This window comes from Bacteroides timonensis (assembly GCF_000513195.1).
Classification (GTDB): domain Bacteria; phylum Bacteroidota; class Bacteroidia; order Bacteroidales; family Bacteroidaceae; genus Bacteroides; species Bacteroides timonensis.
This window is the reverse complement of the sequence record NZ_CBVI010000008.1, coordinates 23,822-41,484: the sequence shown is the minus strand read 5'-3', so window position 1 is coordinate 41,484 and position 17,663 is coordinate 23,822. Positions and strand designations below refer to the sequence as shown.

Genomic DNA, 17,663 nt, shown 5'->3' with positions numbered 1-17,663 from the left:
TTTAAAAGTAATATGTATGAAGAAGCATTTATTCAATGCCGCCCTACTCTGGGCATTCTTATCACTGACTTTATGGACTACAGGATGTAGCGACGACGATGGCTATCCTGATGTGGACGGACAGGATCCTTCGATAGCATTGACTACCGACCACATTCAGACTGCAGCAGGTCGCACGTTCACGCTTGAAGGAACCATCACCGATGTTGATGGCATTTCAACCATTCAGCTACAGTGTGCCGACCTGTACCTCAACAAAACAATCGATTTAATCGAGATTTACGACAAGCCGCTGGAGACTTACGAACTGAGTTACAACTTCGAAATCCAACCTAACGAAATCGGTGAACAATTCACAGTGAAAGTAACGGTGACAGACGTAGGCGGACGTAGCGTTTCACAAGACGTACGCGTGACGCTGGACGGAGACTTCGAGAATCCCATTTTCGTCATTGCTCCTACAAATGGAAGTATGGTCACTGCCTTACTGAGAGAAGGTGAAATTCCCAAATTCAACATGAATATTTCAGTAACCGACGACCGCGCATTGGATTATCTTATTCTTAATATTGAAGGTATCGAAGAATACACAAATCTTAGAGTGGATGCCGATGGCGGCAAAGCCTTCGAACACGCATTCGACATCACAATGCCTGCCGAAAAGAAAGACTATCCCATGACTATCAGTGTTTACGACAAGACGGGCAAAAGCTCAACCATTGAGTGTACCGTATCCGTAACCGACGTTCAGGACTTTGAAAAGATGTATCTTGCCGACGTAGCAACCGAAGCGGAACTGAACAGCGACGTATTCGGCGTGCCGATGCGAATCGATCATGTGGGCGAATACCAATACCAGGCTCTCTATTACTGTCGGAACGCCAATACGGAAATCTTCTTCCTGCCGCAGAAGACGAGCTTCTCTCCTGTTTGTTATGGTCTCGACCCCGAAAATGAAGACATGCTTACTGACGATCCGTCAATAGCCAAACCTATTGTACTGACCCATGCAAATGTGTACTACAAAATCAACTTCGACATCTTACAGAAGACATACGAAATAGACTTCTATTCGGTTGAAGACGCCATAGATCCCTGGCCTGCAAGCATGACATACGGGCTTCCGACTATGGATAAATGGAATGACGGCGGTTCTACAATGATGGACTTTACCTTTGGCATGACATCAACTAATCCGACTGAAGTTGTTTCCTTAAAGCAAGATGCCACCAACCCGCACCTCTTCTATTATGACCCGATGTCGCTGACAGGAGGGGAATCCATGAACTTCATCATCCATAACTATCACACAGACCAATGGTGGAACTTTGTACGCTGGTGCAGCGATACAGAGGACAATCCCGAAATCTTCGGTTACTACAACGGAAGCACATTTAAGAATGCGGCTTACACCGGGCCTACAACAACGCAGGATGTTTGGTCTAAACCCAGAGTTACGACTACCGGTTCCTACCAGTTCTGGTTCGATTCTCACTTGGGTAGAGCGAAATTAGTAAGAGTAAATTAACCTGATAATAGTCTGACAAATGAGAAAGCAACTATTAATAGCATGTCTTTTGTTACTGTCAATATGCAGTTATGCACAACAGATAACAATAAAAGGTATAGTGACTTCCGCTACCGACAAGGAACCCCTGATCGGAGCAACAGTTCAAGTGAAGGGTATCGGTACGGGTACGATTACCGGCATTAACGGTGATTATACATTGTCCAATGTGGAAAAGAATGCCGTATTGGTATTCTCTTCCATCGGTTTTGAATCTCAAGAAATTGCAGTAGGAAGCCAAACTACAATCAATGTAGTACTGAAAGAAGCTACCGAACTGTTGGATGAAGTGGTAGTTATCGGTTATGGTGCCGTAAAGAAGAGCGACTTGACCAGTTCCATTGCTACAGTGAAAGGCACAGAAATCACTGAGACCGTGACGGGTAACGCTATGGACGCCTTGCAAGGTAAGGTCAATGGTGTACAAGTCACCAGCGGTGGTGGCCCAGGTGCTACTCCGAAAGTGCTCATCCGTGGTGTAACCACGATGAACAACACTAACCCGCTGTATGTAGTGGATGGCATGCCGGTAGGTGATAATATCAACTTCTTGAACAGTAATGACATTGCTTCTATGGAAGTGTTGAAAGATGCTTCGGCCGCAGCTATCTACGGTACGCGCGCATCAAACGGCGTCATCTTGATTAGCACCAAGAAAGGTAAAACAGGCAAGGCCCGCATCAATTACACTACCTCTGTAGGCTTCCAGACTGTGGCTAAACCGAATATTGCCGGTCCTGCCGAATACAAGGAAGTGTTTAATACCCGTTATACGAACGATGGCCTGGGTTCCATCTGGAAAGATAATGGTGCTACAACCAACCCTGACGGGACCGACTGGTGGGACACGGTGGTGAATAAAACTGCTCTGGTACAGAATCATTCACTCAGTGTTTCCGGTGGATCAGAACAGCTTGTCTACAATTTCAGTGTAGGTTACTACCGTAACAACTCACAATTCGATGTAGGTTACTGGGATAAAATCAATATCCGTCTGAATACCGAATACACATTCAATAAGTATGTGAAATTGGGCGTTGATATTGCTCCGCGTGTAGAATCCTGGGATGATACTCCGAATGTCTTTTCGGCAGCAATGGCTATGGACCCTACAACTCCGGTGTTCCGTCCTCAGGATCAATGGGAAGACAATGAGTTCAACAACTACCAACGTTCCTATAATAATCAGGAATGGAATCCGGCAGGTACGGTAGCCCGTCAAAACGCGCACTCTCGGGAAATGGGGGCTATCTTGAATACTTACCTGCAGGTGAATCCGATAGAAAAGCTGACCTTGCGTACCCAGTTTGGTGCCAATGCGCACTATCGTCGTTCCGACACGTTCATTCCTGAATTTAGCATGGACCCGCTGGAACAACAAACATTGAGCGAAATTACCCGTCGTAATCAGGAATGGTTTGACTGGAACTGGACGAATACAGCCACTTATATGGATACGTTTGCCGAGAAACACAACCTGAACGTTATGGCCGGTTTTACCGCTGAACGTTTCGCATGGTACAACACGCAAGCCCGACGTGACAATGTTCCCAACAATCTAGACCAGATGCAGGAAGTAAATGCCGGACAGCAGGGTACGGACGAGGCCAACGGTGAGACTACTTACAATACGCTGGTCTCTTTCCTGGGACGCGTCATGTATAACTATGATAATCGTTACTACATTTCTGCCTCTCTTCGTGCCGATGGCTCTTCCCGCTTCCCGAAAGGCAACAAGTACGCCCTTTTCCCTTCTGTATCTGCTTCCTGGCGTGTCATCAGCGAAGGATTCATGCAGAATCAGGAAATCTTCAATGATTTGAAAATACGTGGTGGCTGGGGACGTGTAGGTAACCAGAACATCGGCAACAATGCTACCCTAACCCTGTTGAACGAAACTCAATATTATTTTGGCAATACGCTGACGAACGGTTATTACGTGTCTACAGTAGGCAACAATCAGCTAAAATGGGAAACTGTGGAAGACTGGAACGTAGGTTTAGATATGTCTTTCCTTAATTCACGCCTGGGCGTTACATTCGAATATTTCCAAAAGAAATCTATGGATATGCTCTATCAGAAACAGAATATCCTGGCTTTGGGCTATGATAACTGGAACAGTCAGATCTGGATGAATATTGGTAGTATGCAAGCCCGTGGCTGGGAACTGGGACTTACCTGGCGTGATGAAATCGGCAAGGACTTCTCTTATGATCTTGGTCTGAATCTTTCTGCCGTGCGCAATAAAGCTATCAAGTTCTCAGGCGACGGTCCTATGAATGTGGGTGGATTCAACAGTGACCAGATTATCCGTAACGAAGACGGTGGCCTTATCTCCCGTTTCTATGGTTATGTAGCCGATGGCTTGTTCCAGAACATGGAAGAAGTATATGCACATACCGATGAACACGGAACAAAGATTCAGCCTAATGCGAAGCCGGGTGACATCCGTTTCAAGGATTTGGATCACAACGGTGTGCTCGATGCCAACGACAAAGCTTATATCGGTAATCCTTATCCCGACTTGATGATGGGTCTGAATATCGGCATGCGTTATAAGAGTATTGATTTTTCCGCCAATTTCTATGGTACGTTCGGTAATGATATTTACAATATTACCAAAGGCAGATATTCCGGTGCCGGTGGACAGAATGTCTGGGCAGGTACATTGGAAAAAGCATGGCATGGCGAAGGCACCAGTAATGATATTCCCCGCTTGTCGAGCAACGATTTGAACCTGAACTATAATCGTGTATCCAGTTTCTACGTGGAAGACGGTTCTTACATGCGCTGCAAACTGTTGCAAATAGGTTATACACTTCCTAAAAAATGGGTGGGCGGTGCTGATCTGCGCCTCTCTTTCTCCGCACAGAACCCGTTTACCATTACTGGCTATTCCGGCATGGACCCTGAGCGTCCAATGGTTGACGGTACTACCGACAGTTCTGGCAGCGCCATCAATACCGGTATCGACAACGTGGCTTATCCTAATCCGAGAACATTCTTGTTCGGCATTGACTTTAAATTTTAATTCTTGATTATCCATGAAACGAATATTTACAATAGTAGTTTTGATTGCTTCGCTGATGTTTACCTCTTGTGAGGACTTCCTGACCGAAGACGTACGCGGGCAGTTGAACGTGGACACTTATTACAAGTCCATAGAAGAATGTGAATCCGCCGTTACGAGCTGTTATCAGGCTCTTACTTATGGAGGATGGTGGCAAATCAATACAGTGTGGCTGCTTTCTGAAATGTGCAGTGACGATGCCTGGATGGGCAATACGACACAAAGCCAGAGTGACTATATTTCATTAGCCCACTATCAGGGAAACGGTGCCAGCAACGGTCCTATTTCCAACTTCTGGCAATACCGTTACAAAGGTATCTTGCGATGCAACATTGCCATAGACCGTATTTCGGCTCTTGAAACTCCGGATACTGAATCCCGGGATCGTTTGGTAGCAGAAGCTCGTTTTCTGCGTGCTTACTATTACTTCGAACTGGTGAGAAATTTTGGAGGGGTACCTTTGATGACCAGTTTCCAGATGCCGGAAGAAGCTGCAGGAACCGAACGTGCAACAGAAGAAGCTGTCTATAAATTTATTGAAGACGACTTGGTGGCTGCTGCCGGAGTACTGCCACAGCGTAGTGCAGCCGAAGTGGGACATGCCACCCGTGGCACTGCTTTGGGATTACTGGGTAAGGTTTATCTCTATCAGGAGAAGTGGCAGGATGCCCGCGAAGCATTGAAGACTGTGATTGACGAAGGGGAATATAAATTGCTCCCTGACTTTGGTAATGTATGGAGTTTGGCTTATGACAACAGTGAAGAGAGCCTTTTTGAAATTCAATACGAATATCATGCAACATTAGGCTTAGGTGGTTCGCTTGCTACCATCACCGGTGCCCGTAACGGCCCGGGCGACGGTTGGAGCTGGTGTCAGCCTACTGCCAATCTGGAACAAGCTTATATGGATGCCGGTGATACGGAACGTTTGAAGTGGACTATCATTAAATCCGGTTGCACAGAAATTGCTGGAGAAGACCAGTTCACGAAGTTTGTAGAAACAAGCAAAGACCTGAACAAATATCAGGAATACGTTGATAAGTATGGTTGGGATCCTGATTGTTATATCGTTGATCCTGCGCAGCACAAATCTGCTCGTCTCATCCGCAAATATTTCCTGCCGTTGAAAGACCGTCCGGAAATCTACAATACGGACAAGAGTCCTTTGAACCATCGTATTTTGCGCTATGCCGATGTCCTTTTGATGTATGCTGAGGCTTGCAATGAATTGAATGATGATGAATCTGCACGTGATGCCCTCAATCAAGTGCGCAAACGTGCAAAACTGGCTGATGTAACTGCTAGCGGAACAGAATTGCAAAAGGCCATTCGTCTGGAGCGGCGTCTTGAATTGGCTTTTGAACAAAATCGTCTGTATGACATCCGCCGTTGGACTGACAGCAATGGAAAGAAAGTTATTTGTAATTTGATGGGGCCTAACGGAACATTCGTTAAATGGAATACCGATGAGGCGACTCGTGATGCCCTCGAATGGGATAATCAAGGAGAAGCCAGTAACAAGGGTACCTCCTTCAATGAAAACCGCGACATGGTATTCCCCATTCCTTTGTATGAAATCACAATGTCTAATGGTTCTATCGTTCAGAATCCGGGCTGGAATTAACCCCGGTGAATGGCTAAATAGAATTCTTCAATAGGTCTTTATACTCTGTCGCGGATAGTTTCATAACAGATTATCCGCGACAGTCTTTTTTTAAACCATCGAATATTTATGAAACTAAAATATTATTTTACTCTGCTGTCCCTGCTTTCCTTTATGGCTTGCAGTGACGATTCTCCTTCTACACCCGATACCCCCGATCAACCGGATGTACCGAATAGTGTAGAGAAACTGGTCACCATTAATGCCGGAAAAACCTATCAGACTATCACAGGATTCGGTGCATCAGACTGCTGGAATCCTTCCTATGTAGGTAAATACTGGACCAACAGCCGTGACAAAATCACCGAATTGCTCTTCTCTTCCGAAATCCAGGCAGGCAGCCCCAAAGGTATCGGTCTCTCCATGTGGCGTGTAAACCTGGGTGGTGGAACTGCTGAACAAGGCGATGCAAGCGGCATTACCGATAAATCCCGTCGCGCAGAGTCATACCTGACAAACGATTTGACCCTTGATTGGAATCGTTGCGAAGGACAACGCTATTTCCTGAACCGTGCTAAAGAGTTCGGTTGCGAAAGTATCGTCCTTTTCAGCAATACACCACCCGTACAATATACACAGAACGGCAAAGGTTTCTCCAACCAAGGAGGGGTATCAAACCTGAAAAACGATTGCTACGATGACTTTGCCGCTTACATGGGTGATGTAGCCCAATACTACATAGATAAAGGGTATCCTGTGACGCACATCTCACCGGTCAACGAACCGCAATACAACTGGGATGGCGGACAAGAAGGAAGCGGCTGGAGCAATGACGAAGTTGCCAGATTGGCCCGCGAACTGGATGATGCCTTAACCGAACGTAATATGTCTACCAATATCCTGCTCGGTGAATCGGGCGACTGGGAATACTTATATAAGACCAAAGACGATGCCAATCGCAGTAACATTATGTCTGCCTTTTTCACCCCCGGCTCATCAGCTTATGTAGGTGACTTAAATCATGTAAAGAAACTAATTTGCGGTCATAGTTACTGGACCGATGGTACTTGGGACGGTATGCGCAGCGTACGTAAGCAGGTGGCACAAGCAGCAACGCAATATGGTGTAGATGTATGGCAAAGTGAATGGAGTATGCTGGGAGACAACTACAGCAACACAGAATTTGTAGGATATGACAATGCTACAGAAATGGATATCGCATTTTATATGTCGAGAGTGATACACAATGACCTTACCGTAGCAGGAGTATCTTCATGGAGCTACTGGACTTCCATGGACGTAGCCCGTTGGGGACATAAAAACCGTTTTCTTCTGATATCCCTCGTACCCGGTGGAGGAATCAACGACAACAATGACAACATAGAAAAAGAAGGTACCTTCCAACCCACTTCCACCCTTTGGGTATTAGGTAATTACAGTCTGTTCATCCGCCCCGGATACCAACGTATCAACATGCAGCTGACCGAATCGCTCAACTTCTTTGGATCAGCATGGCTATCCCCGCAAGGAGATAGAATAGTAGCTGTTTTCACCAACATGTCCAGCAGGAATGTCCGCCTGAGCGAAACTCATGAAGGATGGAGCAACGAAGCTACATCAATCCGGACCTATACCACTACCAATAGCAAAAAACTGACAGAAGCCACCGTATCTGCCGGAGAATCTGTACTTTTGGAAGCGGAAAGTGTAACCACAGTAGTGTATAATCTAAAATAATCACCCAAAATGAAAAACGCTATATTCACGCTGGCCGTACTCATGACAGCCCTGCTCACCGGCCTCCCGGCACAGGCGCAGGTTTCATTTGGTAATGCCACCAAATTCAATGAAGACTGGCTCTTCCGGCTGACCGATGACTCAACCATTGTAAATCCCGCTTTCAATGACAGCGAATGGCGCAAACTCAGATTGCCGCATGATTGGTCTATTGAAGGACAACTTTCACCTTCTTTAGCAAGCTGTACCGGCTATTTACCTGGCGGAATCGGCTGGTATCGCAAACATTTCAAGATCACGGATAACGCTCCACGCCATTATATCTATTTCGAAGGAGTATACAATCGTAGTGAAGTTTATCTGAACGGACATCTGCTGGGTAAACGTCCTAACGGTTATATCTCATTTCTCTACGACATGACCCCTTATCTGAAAGAGGGAGACAATGTGTTGAGCGTACGTGTGGACCATAGCCGCTATGCCGATTCCCGCTGGTATACAGGATCGGGCATATATCGTGACGTATGGCTGATTGCCGCTCCTGAAATACATCTGGCACAATGGGGCACAGGCTGGCATGCTACTTCTCTGACCGACCGGCAGGCCACCATAGCCGTTGATATGGAGGTACAGAAGCATATGGCTACCAATGACAGACTTGAACTTTCAGCTACATTATACGATGCTGCCGGTAAACAAGTAGCGCAACGCCGCACTCGTGTTTCTGGCGGTAAAGAAGGTATTACTAAAGAAAATCTCACACTGAAAATAACTAACCCTCACCGTTGGAATCTGGACGATCCCTACCTTTATACACTAAAAACGGAATTGCTCAGCAATGGAAAACGTATCGATGGATGTGAGACTAAGGTAGGGCTCCGTACACTGAAGTTTGACCCTAATAAAGGATTTGCGCTCAATGACAACTGGATGAAGGTCAAGGGTGTATGCCTGCATCATGATGCCGGTGTACTCGGTGCTGTAGTACCTCCGGAAGTATGGGAGCGCCGTTTAAACAATCTGAAAGAAATAGGTGTAAATGCCATCCGCATGAGCCACAATCCACAGGCTCCCGTCGTATATGATCTATGCGACCGCCTGGGACTTCTCATCATGGATGAAGCATCCGATGAATGGGAATTCCCGAAACGTAAATGGGTGAAAGGCTGGAATAAGGGGGAACCCGCCTATGACGGTTCTTTCGATTTCTTCGAAGAATGGATTGAACAGGATGTAACCGATATGGTACGTCGTGACCGCAATCATCCTTCCATTTTCATGTGGAGTATTGGTAATGAAGTAGATTATCCGAATGATCCTTACTCACATCCCATTCTTGACGGATCAACCATCAATCAACCCATGTTTGGCGGTTACAAACCGGATGCTCCTGATGCCATGCGTATCGGAAAGATAGCCAAACGACTGGCTGCATGCGTCCGTGCTGTCGATACGTCACGCCCCGTAACAGGAGCACTGGCAGGAGTTGTTATGTCTAATCAAACAGAATATCCCGAAGCCATCGATGTAGTAGGATACAACTATACTGAAAACCGTTATGATGAAGATCATGCCACCTATCCCAACCGTGTCATTTATGGTAGCGAAAACGGTTCCGGTCTCGAAGCCTGGTATGCCGTAAAGGATAAAGAATTCATCTTCGGACAATTCATCTGGACGGGTACCGACTATCTCGGTGAATCGGGTGCATGGCCCTCACGCGGACTATATACTGGATTGCTCGACTTTGGTAGTTTCCCCAAACCCCGCGGACACTTCCGTGCTTCTTTATGGTGCGAAAAACCGGTTACTTATGTGGGTACTTATCCCATACCGGATCGTTTTAAAAACTCCCGGCGTACCTTCCTGTCACCCGATGCATGGGATATATGGAACTATGATCCCGGTCAGGAAATACGTGTAGTCTGCTATACCAATGCCCCACAAGCACGTCTGTTACTTGATGGGAAAGTGCTAGGTGAGATGAAACCCTATGATGAAAAGACAGGTATCATCTACTGGGATATTCCCTATCGGGCGGGTGAACTGAAAGCCGAAGGCTGCGATAAAGACGGAAATATATTGTCTAGCTATTCCATCAAAACCTCCGGTCGTCCCTACGCTCTCCGTGTAAGTGCCGATCGTACCAATCTATCTTGCAACCGCACTACAGCGCACCTCATTGTAGAAGTGATAGATGAAAAGGGTGTCGTAGTGAAATTAGGCGATAATGACATTACTTGTACCATCGAAGGTCCGGCACATTTACTGGGGCTCGAAGGTTCCGATAACAGCGACATGAGTGACTACACCGATAATCACCATCGTGCCTTCCACGGACGTCTACTTACCTACATACAGACCACGGGTGAGAAAGGTCAGATTCGCGTAAAGTTTACTTCACCACTTTTACAAGGAACAGAGATTGTCTTGAATGCTAAATAATCCTCTAAAAACAAATATTTATATGAAATACAAAGTATTATTACTCGCCCTCGCCGCAATAACTACTTCGTGTTCACCACAAGCAGATATAAACTATCAGATTATTCCCGAACAGCCTCAACAAACCATGGATCATTTCAGTGCTTCGGATGCCTGGAGCATGCACATCATAGGCAAATGGCCTCAGGAGAAACAGGACCAAGTAGCCGACTGGTTGTTCAGTACTGACAATGACGCTAACGGAAAGCCCAAAGGAATCGGGCTTTCCCTGTGGCGCTTCAATGTAGGTGCAGGAAGCACGGAACAGGGAGAAGCCAGTCAGATAGGCTCCCCCTGGATGCGTACCGAATGTTTCCTGCAACCGGACGGAAGTTATGACTGGGACAGACAACAGGGACAGCGTAATTTCCTCCGATTAGCAAAGGAACGTGGAGTCAATAAGTTCCTTGCTTTCCTAAACTCTCCACCCGTTTATTTCACTCAAAACGGGCTTGCCACCAACACCGGACGTGACGGCACACTGAATCTGAAAGCGGAACATTATGAAGACTTCGCCCGCTTCCTGGCAAATGTGATAAAAGGAGTTGAAAAGAAAGACGGCATTAAGTTCGATTACCTCTCCCCTTTCAACGAACCGGACGGACACTGGAATTGGATAGGTCCCAAACAAGAAGGCACCCCGGCAACAAAGAAAGAAATTGCCCGTGCCGTACGCCTCATCAGCAAAGAGTTTGTGAAAGAGGGTATTGATACGGAAATCACTATCTGCGAAGCGTCAGACTATCGTTGTATGTTCTCCACACACATGACAAACCATGAACGTGGATACGAAATACAATCTTTCTTCTGTCCCGACAGTGTAGATACTTATCTGGGAAATACCCCGAATGTCCCCCATCTCATTGCAGGACACAGCTATTGGACCAATACGCCTTTAGAAAGTCTGAGAGATTACCGTCGTCAGTTACGTGATACACTGGACAAATACAAAGTTGACTTCTGGCAAACGGAAACCTGCATTATGGGGAACGATGAAGAAATTGGCGGAGGCGGTGGATTTGATCATACAATGAAAACAGCTCTTTATGTAGCCCGTATCATTCATCACGACATTGTTTATGCAGGAGCACGTAGCTGGCAGTGGTGGCGTGCCATAGGAGGTGACTACAAAGACGGATTGCTACGCGAATATACTGATCCCGATCTTCATGACGGTAAGGTGGAAGACTCCAAATTATTATGGATATTAGGTAATTACAGCCGCTTTATACGTCCGGGAGCTGTACGCATGTCTATTAAGGCAACAGACAAATCCGGACAGGTAATCCCGGAAGGAGATACTGATCCCCAAGGGCTCATGTGTTCTGCTTATCAGAATACAAACGGACAATGGGTAATGGTAGTTATCAACTACGCTGATCAGGAGAAAAATTTCACTTTCAAAGTGGATGGCCTCAAAGTAAAGTCATGGCAAGGCTACCGTACCTCAGATGAAGCAGGTGAAGATCTTCTACCCATTAAGAAACTGAAAAACGAACAGATAGCAGTAATTCCTGCACGTTCCGTTATCACTTTTGTTTCTCAGGATTAAGAGATTTCACCACAGAGTAACACAGAGTTTCACGGAGTTTTATATTCTTTATTTAGAAATTATTGAACTCTGTGTTACTCTGTGGTGAAATCTCTATTCTTCCGGCCGACCAAATCCCTCGCAGACATTCAAACGATGAATATCTACCACTGCACTTATTTCTCCCATCTTCCCTAACAATGTTTCCGCACCATTCTGAATCTTGAAATTGACTTCTTCTTCGTACAGTGGAATCATCTGATAAAAATTCACTTCTTCTCCATTAGGCAATTGGCAAACAGCAGCTCCTTCTTCCACATTCTCCGGATTGATCAATAATACACTGGAAAGCTGAGTATTCTCTGCAAACGGTTTCCCGTTGGGTACAGAATGTCCCCAACCTAACCAGGAGTCCTCTTCTAATGGCAGACGGGCAAGTATCTTCAGCCAACGTAGCGGCCAGTAATTCTTTTCTTCATGGCCAGAAATATTCCAGTCGGCAGGTAAATATACCACTATCTCCGCACGCTCCAGCTTATACTCAGCCAGTTCCTTGGGTACATTCATCCGATGGGCACCCATGCCCGATGTGACCAGCGTATAATAATTCCTTTCAGCCGTCGGTTCGACAATAAAGATATCCACATGGATATCCGGTGAGGCGATCTCATGGAACACATGATCCGAATGACCGAAGAACTTGTCAATATGCGCTTCAAGAGCATCCAATTCCTCCTCTTCGTACATCTCAGGATTATGAGGCAAAACACCATTCTTACAATTTTCAATGTATTCCTTCGCATCTTCATCGCTGGGGTCCAATTCCAATGAACGCTCAAAGGCTTTCTGTGCCTTATCCAGTTGATTCAGATAATAATAAGCATAACCCAGCCGATAGAACCAAAGCGCATCTTCCTTACATTCTTCCTTTACTGAAAGAAGCTGTTCAATGGCTTCATTATAATTCCCCTGATTATTGTATGAGCGCGCCAGAAGCCCCGTCAATTCCGCAGTTCTCTCCTCTTCAGGAACTTCCAGAATAGCGTCAATTATCTTCTGTTCTTCATCGTCCGCGTTCCATTGTTCTATTTGCTGAAGCAACTTATCATGCTTGTTCGTTTTGGTAGCAGTCAGATGATCAATAAAGTCGGCTGAAAACCCCATTGCTTCATCCTTTCCCTCGCACGAAAGAGTAAACAGGGTGAACTGATGTTCAGTGATAATCTGGCACTGACACACATATTCATCACTGTCTTCTTCTCCACCCAGATCATAAAGCCTACACTTACCGTTTTCAAAAAACTTCTCCTCAATCAGCACATTCTCATCGTCTTCCAGATAGTCCGCTTCGTCATCGGGCATAGAATATGCTGACATCCGCACTACATGCCAATTCTCATTTTCTCCATCATAATACCCGCGAGAATCGCCCTCTTCAAAGTAAAGATAATTACCCGGAATATCAAACTTCAGATTTCCTAATGTATAGGTCACCTTGTCTTTACGATAACCAATCGGGAATTCACTTATGAAATCCGGCAATGCAGAAACATCTACCGGCTCTTTTTCCGCCAAACGACAAAGCAACAGATAGTCTTCTTTCGGGAAAGCAAGAGATGTATCCATTGCGGCAGCCTTCTCCAGGTTTTCTATAATGAACGAATTGATTTCCATATCTTCTTCACTACGCGCGGAAGGCATAAAATAGCAATCTTCCCACAAGGTACTCAAAGCCGTATTCCGATAGAATAATGCATCACGCTCTTCATTATTCCACATGAAAAATTCGCTTGCCAACCTCTCGATACCTTCATCTTTTATCCGTTCGACTAAGTGCTCCGGACATATTCTTCCGAAAGGAGATACCACCGTTCCTTCTATCCCACGGGGCATGTACTTATTACAATCCCAACAAATGGCAGACATGCTGCAATTCTCCTTCATACGTTCACGGCAGAGTTCTACGATGGCGTTCAGCCAACGATAGAAATGTTCGGAACGCATCCGCTCAAAGTCCCTGTGCTCATAATATTCCGTATCGTCCTCCACCTCAGTAGAGAAGTCTCTCAGTTTCACCAACTCGTCAACGATATCTATCGCAGCCTTATGAAAACCTGCTCCCAACAGGTTAGTCTGACAATCACCTATGACAGCTATATCATCTTCTTCCTGTTCATAATTGAAGAATATATTTCCTAAACGGCAGACTGATAATTCAGAATAATCTTCTGTATGACTGACAGATGCCTCGTGCCGGGCGGCAACTACATCCAACAATTTCTGGAATGAAGAAATACTTTTGCATTTCATTGTTAATCTGAAACCTATACTCATGATTGTGATATATTTATAGTTATAGATTCATTTTTATTCCTCAGACTCGTCATCCTCCGTTTCATACAGTCTGCACAAATCACTACCCTGACGGAAGTCGGAAAGATAGAAGTGATATTGGGGATAGTCTTTCAGAAATGGAACAATCTTTTCCATAAATGCCGACTCATCAAACAAAAGAAGGTCAATGTAGCAGGTACCGGTACCGATAGCTCCCCCTAATAAAAGTCCCAAACCTTCCGGTTCAAGCAATTCCGCCGCCAGGCGGTCTTCCAGTTCATAACGGAAATCCAGCACTTTCTTCCCATCACCTTCTTCCTTATTTTCATAGGGGAAAGCGATAAATACAGTCCGCGCACCAAATCCATTCAAACGGTCGAACAGTTCTGTGGAACCATTATAATAATTGGCTACCAAAGGCTGGAAGCAAGAGCTGCCTGCCATGACGTCAAAACGTAATTCCTCGTTCTCCTGAGGCTCAAAACGATAGCTGGTATAGACTTGCTGCGGATTATCAAATATATCCTTACCATGAGCCTTTAATGTATCTGTAATGTAGGCTCTGAGTTCAGGAAGCTTTATCATATTCTCCAATGGAGCATCTGCACGCTCCACACTGGCAATATACTGGTAAGAAAGTCCCTCGCCCAGCATAATCTCCATCATGATATAATAAGCATTATAGCTTTGTGCTTCTTCCAGAGAGCATAGCTGTTCTTCATAGAAATGGATATTGAAAGCATTGATATCTTCCTGATAAGCAGCAGATACCTGCACCTGAGCCATATCTACATTCGCCCCATACATGCCGAAAGAGAAACTTGCATCCGTCCCCTGATTGAAAGGAAAAAAGTGCCATTTATCCTTGAGTTGTACAGGCATTTGCGACACAATATAGGGATAGAGATAGAACAAATGTGTATTGCCCTCTACGGAGAATGTGAATTCATAGTCTCCACCTAGGTTAAAATGCACATCCTCATCTATCAAATTCGTACCGGCGGTAACAAACTCAACAGCATCACCACCGTCAAGCTGCCCACGGTTCTCAACAATCCGGGAGAGCTCCTCCTCGTTATCGGTAAACCACTTCCAAAAGTCTTGCACCCGCTTCCGGAAAGGCAAAGCTTTTTCATATTCACCCAGGTTGTTATATGCACGTGCCAGCAAACCTGTAGCTTCAGAATCTCTTTCTTCAGGTGAAATCTGTCCTAACATATCAACAATTCTACCATGCTCGTCAGTTTCTGTCCAAGCATCAATTTGTCTCCTTAATGTTTCATCCATTATTCATTGTGGTTTAATGATGTCCAAAGATATAAAAACTCAGTTTATTCACTCTATAAACTGCCATAAAAAATTACAATTGGATAATGACTATTTTATAGAAGCCATGACAAATTGCAAATTCCATTCTGTCAATTTGCTTTTCCAAAGAACTTTTATTTAGTATTTATTCAGGAAGATACCCAAAAGGTAGGACAAATGTCATTATATTCACAAGAGAAAGAGCAAGAAGTACAAGTCTTTTCTTTATATTTTGAAGACTGTTTTTTAAAAAAAACGGCTATGGAAAAAAGCATTTTCCATAGCCGGGTACATATAAAACAATACTTAATTATTTATAACCTGTATTCTGAGTGAACTCTGTTTTATTTTCAATTGCATCCAAAAATGTCTGCGGAAATGGACGTACCCAATGGTGTTCATCAACATTAGCCGCATTAGGATTACATTTCTTTATTCTCTTTACAAACTGCTCTTTACCAAAACGCTTTAAATCAAACCACCTCAGTTGTTCCCCCGCCAATTCTCTCGCACGTTCATCCAAAATAAAATCAATATCTTGAATCTGCGACAGGTTGACACACATATCTTCTTCATAACCGGCAACTGCACGAGCCATACGTAACTTATTCATATAATCCAAAGCATCAGATTTATCCGTTTGAGCCCCAGCTTCTGCTACAATCAGATACATTTCAGCGATACGAATCATAAAACCGTCCCGCGTACTTCTATCTTCATCTTTAGAAGCACGTGCAGGGTCTGCAAACTTACATAACTCTAAAGATTGCTTCATGTTTTTAGTAGAACCGTCTGCATTATAAATATCATTTCTGTCAAACAGCTGGTAACGTTTTTCTGCCCAGGTACGTTGTGCAGCAGTTGCTTCCCCTTTAATTATATAAATAGCCGTATCAGCCATTGCCGTGTACTTACCTTTTCCTTTCTCATTATTCATGATCCATAGATGGCGGAAACTGCCACCATAACGTTGATCTCTTTCCTCATCAAACAAGTCAATCAAATAACGGGTTGGCATGTAACGGTTAAACGGACGTCCATACTCTATGGAACGTGTCATACCCGGTTGGTCATCATATTTCATGCAGAAAAGCAGATGCGCATTATTTCCTCCATTTCTGATAACCGGTTTATCATCCAATTCCGAATTGTACAGCTGATTTGTTGAATAATCGACATACCATATTACTTCATTATTGGAATTTCCATCACTGTTCTTCATATCCCAGATAGAAGCAAAATCTTTAGCCAACTCAAACGGACCATTGTCTATCACATCTTTGGCCAGATTATAAGCCTGTTCATACATCTTTGCATCCTTCGTTACACTAGCCCGCGTTAACAGCAGTCTGGCTTTAAGTGCTTTGGCAGTCCATACCGTAACTCGACCACCGTCATTCTGCTGGGTAGATAATTTACTTGTAATAGCCCAGTCCAGATCACTAAACATATGCTGATAAATATCACTTACCGATGTTTTAACCGGATTCATTACGATACTACTTGAAGGCACATCTATGTAATAGGTATCTCCAAATGTTTCAGTCAGTATCCAATAATAAAATGCACGCAGTACTCTGGCTTCCGCCTCACGCTTATTCAATGTTGTAGCCAATGTTTCATCTTTCGATGGATTAGGTACAGTTTCCGCATGATAGATTGCGGTGTTGCACCAGTTTATAGCTGCGTAGAACCGGTCAAAATAAAAGGTACATGCAGAATTAGTACCATCAAGCGACTGCGTATATGCCGCCATATTATTATCCACACATCCGGAAGCTGCTGCGATAATATCCGTTCCAGTTTCACTCAATCCAATGGCATCTTCTTTACCTGCCCAAAAGCGCAATGGGGTATAACATGCATTCACGATGGCATTCAACCCTTCTTCCGTATCATAATATCCCCCTTCGGAAGTTACATCACTATAATTGGTTTCATCTAAGAAACTATCACAACCACTTCCCAGAAACAGCATCAACGATGCTACTAATAATATACTTTTTTTCATAATGTTATTCCTTTAAAT

9 protein-coding genes are annotated in these 17,663 nt (G+C 44.6%); 6 read left to right on the top strand and 3 right to left on the bottom strand.

All coding sequences use genetic code 11. The annotated features are described in order from the left end of the window. Positions 1–16 precede the first annotated feature (16 nt). The 6 genes from BN161_RS02680 (at position 17) to BN161_RS02655 (ending at position 12,013) form a co-directional block, all read left to right on the top strand. Positions 17–1,528 carry a hypothetical protein gene (locus tag BN161_RS02680; protein WP_044262846.1) on the top strand — a complete coding sequence of 504 codons (1,512 nt, stop codon included), beginning with the start codon at positions 17–19 and terminating at the stop codon, positions 1,526–1,528. 19 nt (positions 1,529–1,547) lie between these two features. Next, a complete protein-coding gene (locus tag BN161_RS02675) occupies positions 1,548–4,598 on the top strand; it encodes a SusC/RagA family TonB-linked outer membrane protein (protein ID WP_044262844.1) in 3,051 nt (1,016 codons plus the stop codon). A 13-nt stretch (positions 4,599–4,611) separates the two neighbouring features. After that, positions 4,612–6,261: a RagB/SusD family nutrient uptake outer membrane protein gene (locus tag BN161_RS02670; protein ID WP_044262842.1), complete on the top strand. Its 1,650-nt coding sequence runs from the start codon at positions 4,612–4,614 to the stop codon at positions 6,259–6,261. Between the two features lie 108 nt (positions 6,262–6,369). Continuing rightward, a complete protein-coding gene (locus BN161_RS02665) occupies positions 6,370–7,977 on the top strand; it encodes a glycoside hydrolase (RefSeq protein ID WP_044262840.1) in 1,608 nt (535 codons plus the stop codon). Positions 7,978–7,986: 9 nt separating this feature from the next. Continuing rightward, positions 7,987–10,422, top strand: coding sequence for a sugar-binding domain-containing protein (locus BN161_RS02660; RefSeq protein WP_044262838.1), 2,436 nt, complete (start codon positions 7,987–7,989; stop codon positions 10,420–10,422). A gap of 22 nt (positions 10,423–10,444) precedes the next feature. Further along, positions 10,445–12,013, top strand: a complete 1,569-nt coding sequence (locus BN161_RS02655; protein WP_044262836.1) for a glycoside hydrolase — start codon at positions 10,445–10,447, stop codon at positions 12,011–12,013. A 93-nt stretch (positions 12,014–12,106) separates the two neighbouring features. On the opposite strand, the gene BN161_RS02650 is transcribed toward BN161_RS02655, so the two are convergent. From BN161_RS02650 to BN161_RS02640, 3 genes are all read right to left on the bottom strand, one after another. Continuing rightward, entirely contained in the window at positions 12,107–14,326 is a 2,220-nt protein-coding gene (locus tag BN161_RS02650) for a suppressor of fused domain protein (RefSeq protein ID WP_044262834.1), read from the bottom strand. Positions 14,327–14,359: 33 nt separating this feature from the next. Beyond that, complete coding sequence (locus BN161_RS02645; RefSeq protein ID WP_044262833.1) at positions 14,360–15,613, bottom strand: hypothetical protein; 1,254 nt, start codon at positions 15,611–15,613, stop codon at positions 14,360–14,362. Positions 15,614–15,944: 331 nt separating this feature from the next. After that, on the bottom strand, positions 15,945–17,645 hold the full coding sequence (locus BN161_RS02640; protein WP_044262830.1) for a RagB/SusD family nutrient uptake outer membrane protein: 1,701 nt from the start codon (positions 17,643–17,645) through the stop codon (positions 15,945–15,947). Positions 17,646–17,663: the final 18 nt, after the last annotated feature.

Excerpts from the sequence above, each read along its gene's own strand:
- BN161_RS02680 (WP_044262846.1), top strand. The coding sequence starts at position 17 with ATGAAGAAGCATTTATTCAATGCCGCCCTACTCTGGGCATTCTTATCA.
- BN161_RS02675 (WP_044262844.1), top strand. The coding sequence starts at position 1,548 with ATGAGAAAGCAACTATTAATAGCATGTCTTTTGTTACTGTCAATATGC.
- BN161_RS02670 (WP_044262842.1), top strand. The coding sequence starts at position 4,612 with ATGAAACGAATATTTACAATAGTAGTTTTGATTGCTTCGCTGATGTTT.
- BN161_RS02665 (WP_044262840.1), top strand. The coding sequence starts at position 6,370 with ATGAAACTAAAATATTATTTTACTCTGCTGTCCCTGCTTTCCTTTATG.
- BN161_RS02660 (WP_044262838.1), top strand. The coding sequence starts at position 7,987 with ATGAAAAACGCTATATTCACGCTGGCCGTACTCATGACAGCCCTGCTC.
- BN161_RS02655 (WP_044262836.1), top strand. The coding sequence starts at position 10,445 with ATGAAATACAAAGTATTATTACTCGCCCTCGCCGCAATAACTACTTCG.
- BN161_RS02650 (WP_044262834.1), bottom strand. The coding sequence starts at position 14,326 with ATGAGTATAGGTTTCAGATTAACAATGAAATGCAAAAGTATTTCTTCA.
- BN161_RS02645 (WP_044262833.1), bottom strand. The coding sequence starts at position 15,613 with ATGGATGAAACATTAAGGAGACAAATTGATGCTTGGACAGAAACTGAC.
- BN161_RS02640 (WP_044262830.1), bottom strand. The coding sequence starts at position 17,645 with ATGAAAAAAAGTATATTATTAGTAGCATCGTTGATGCTGTTTCTGGGA.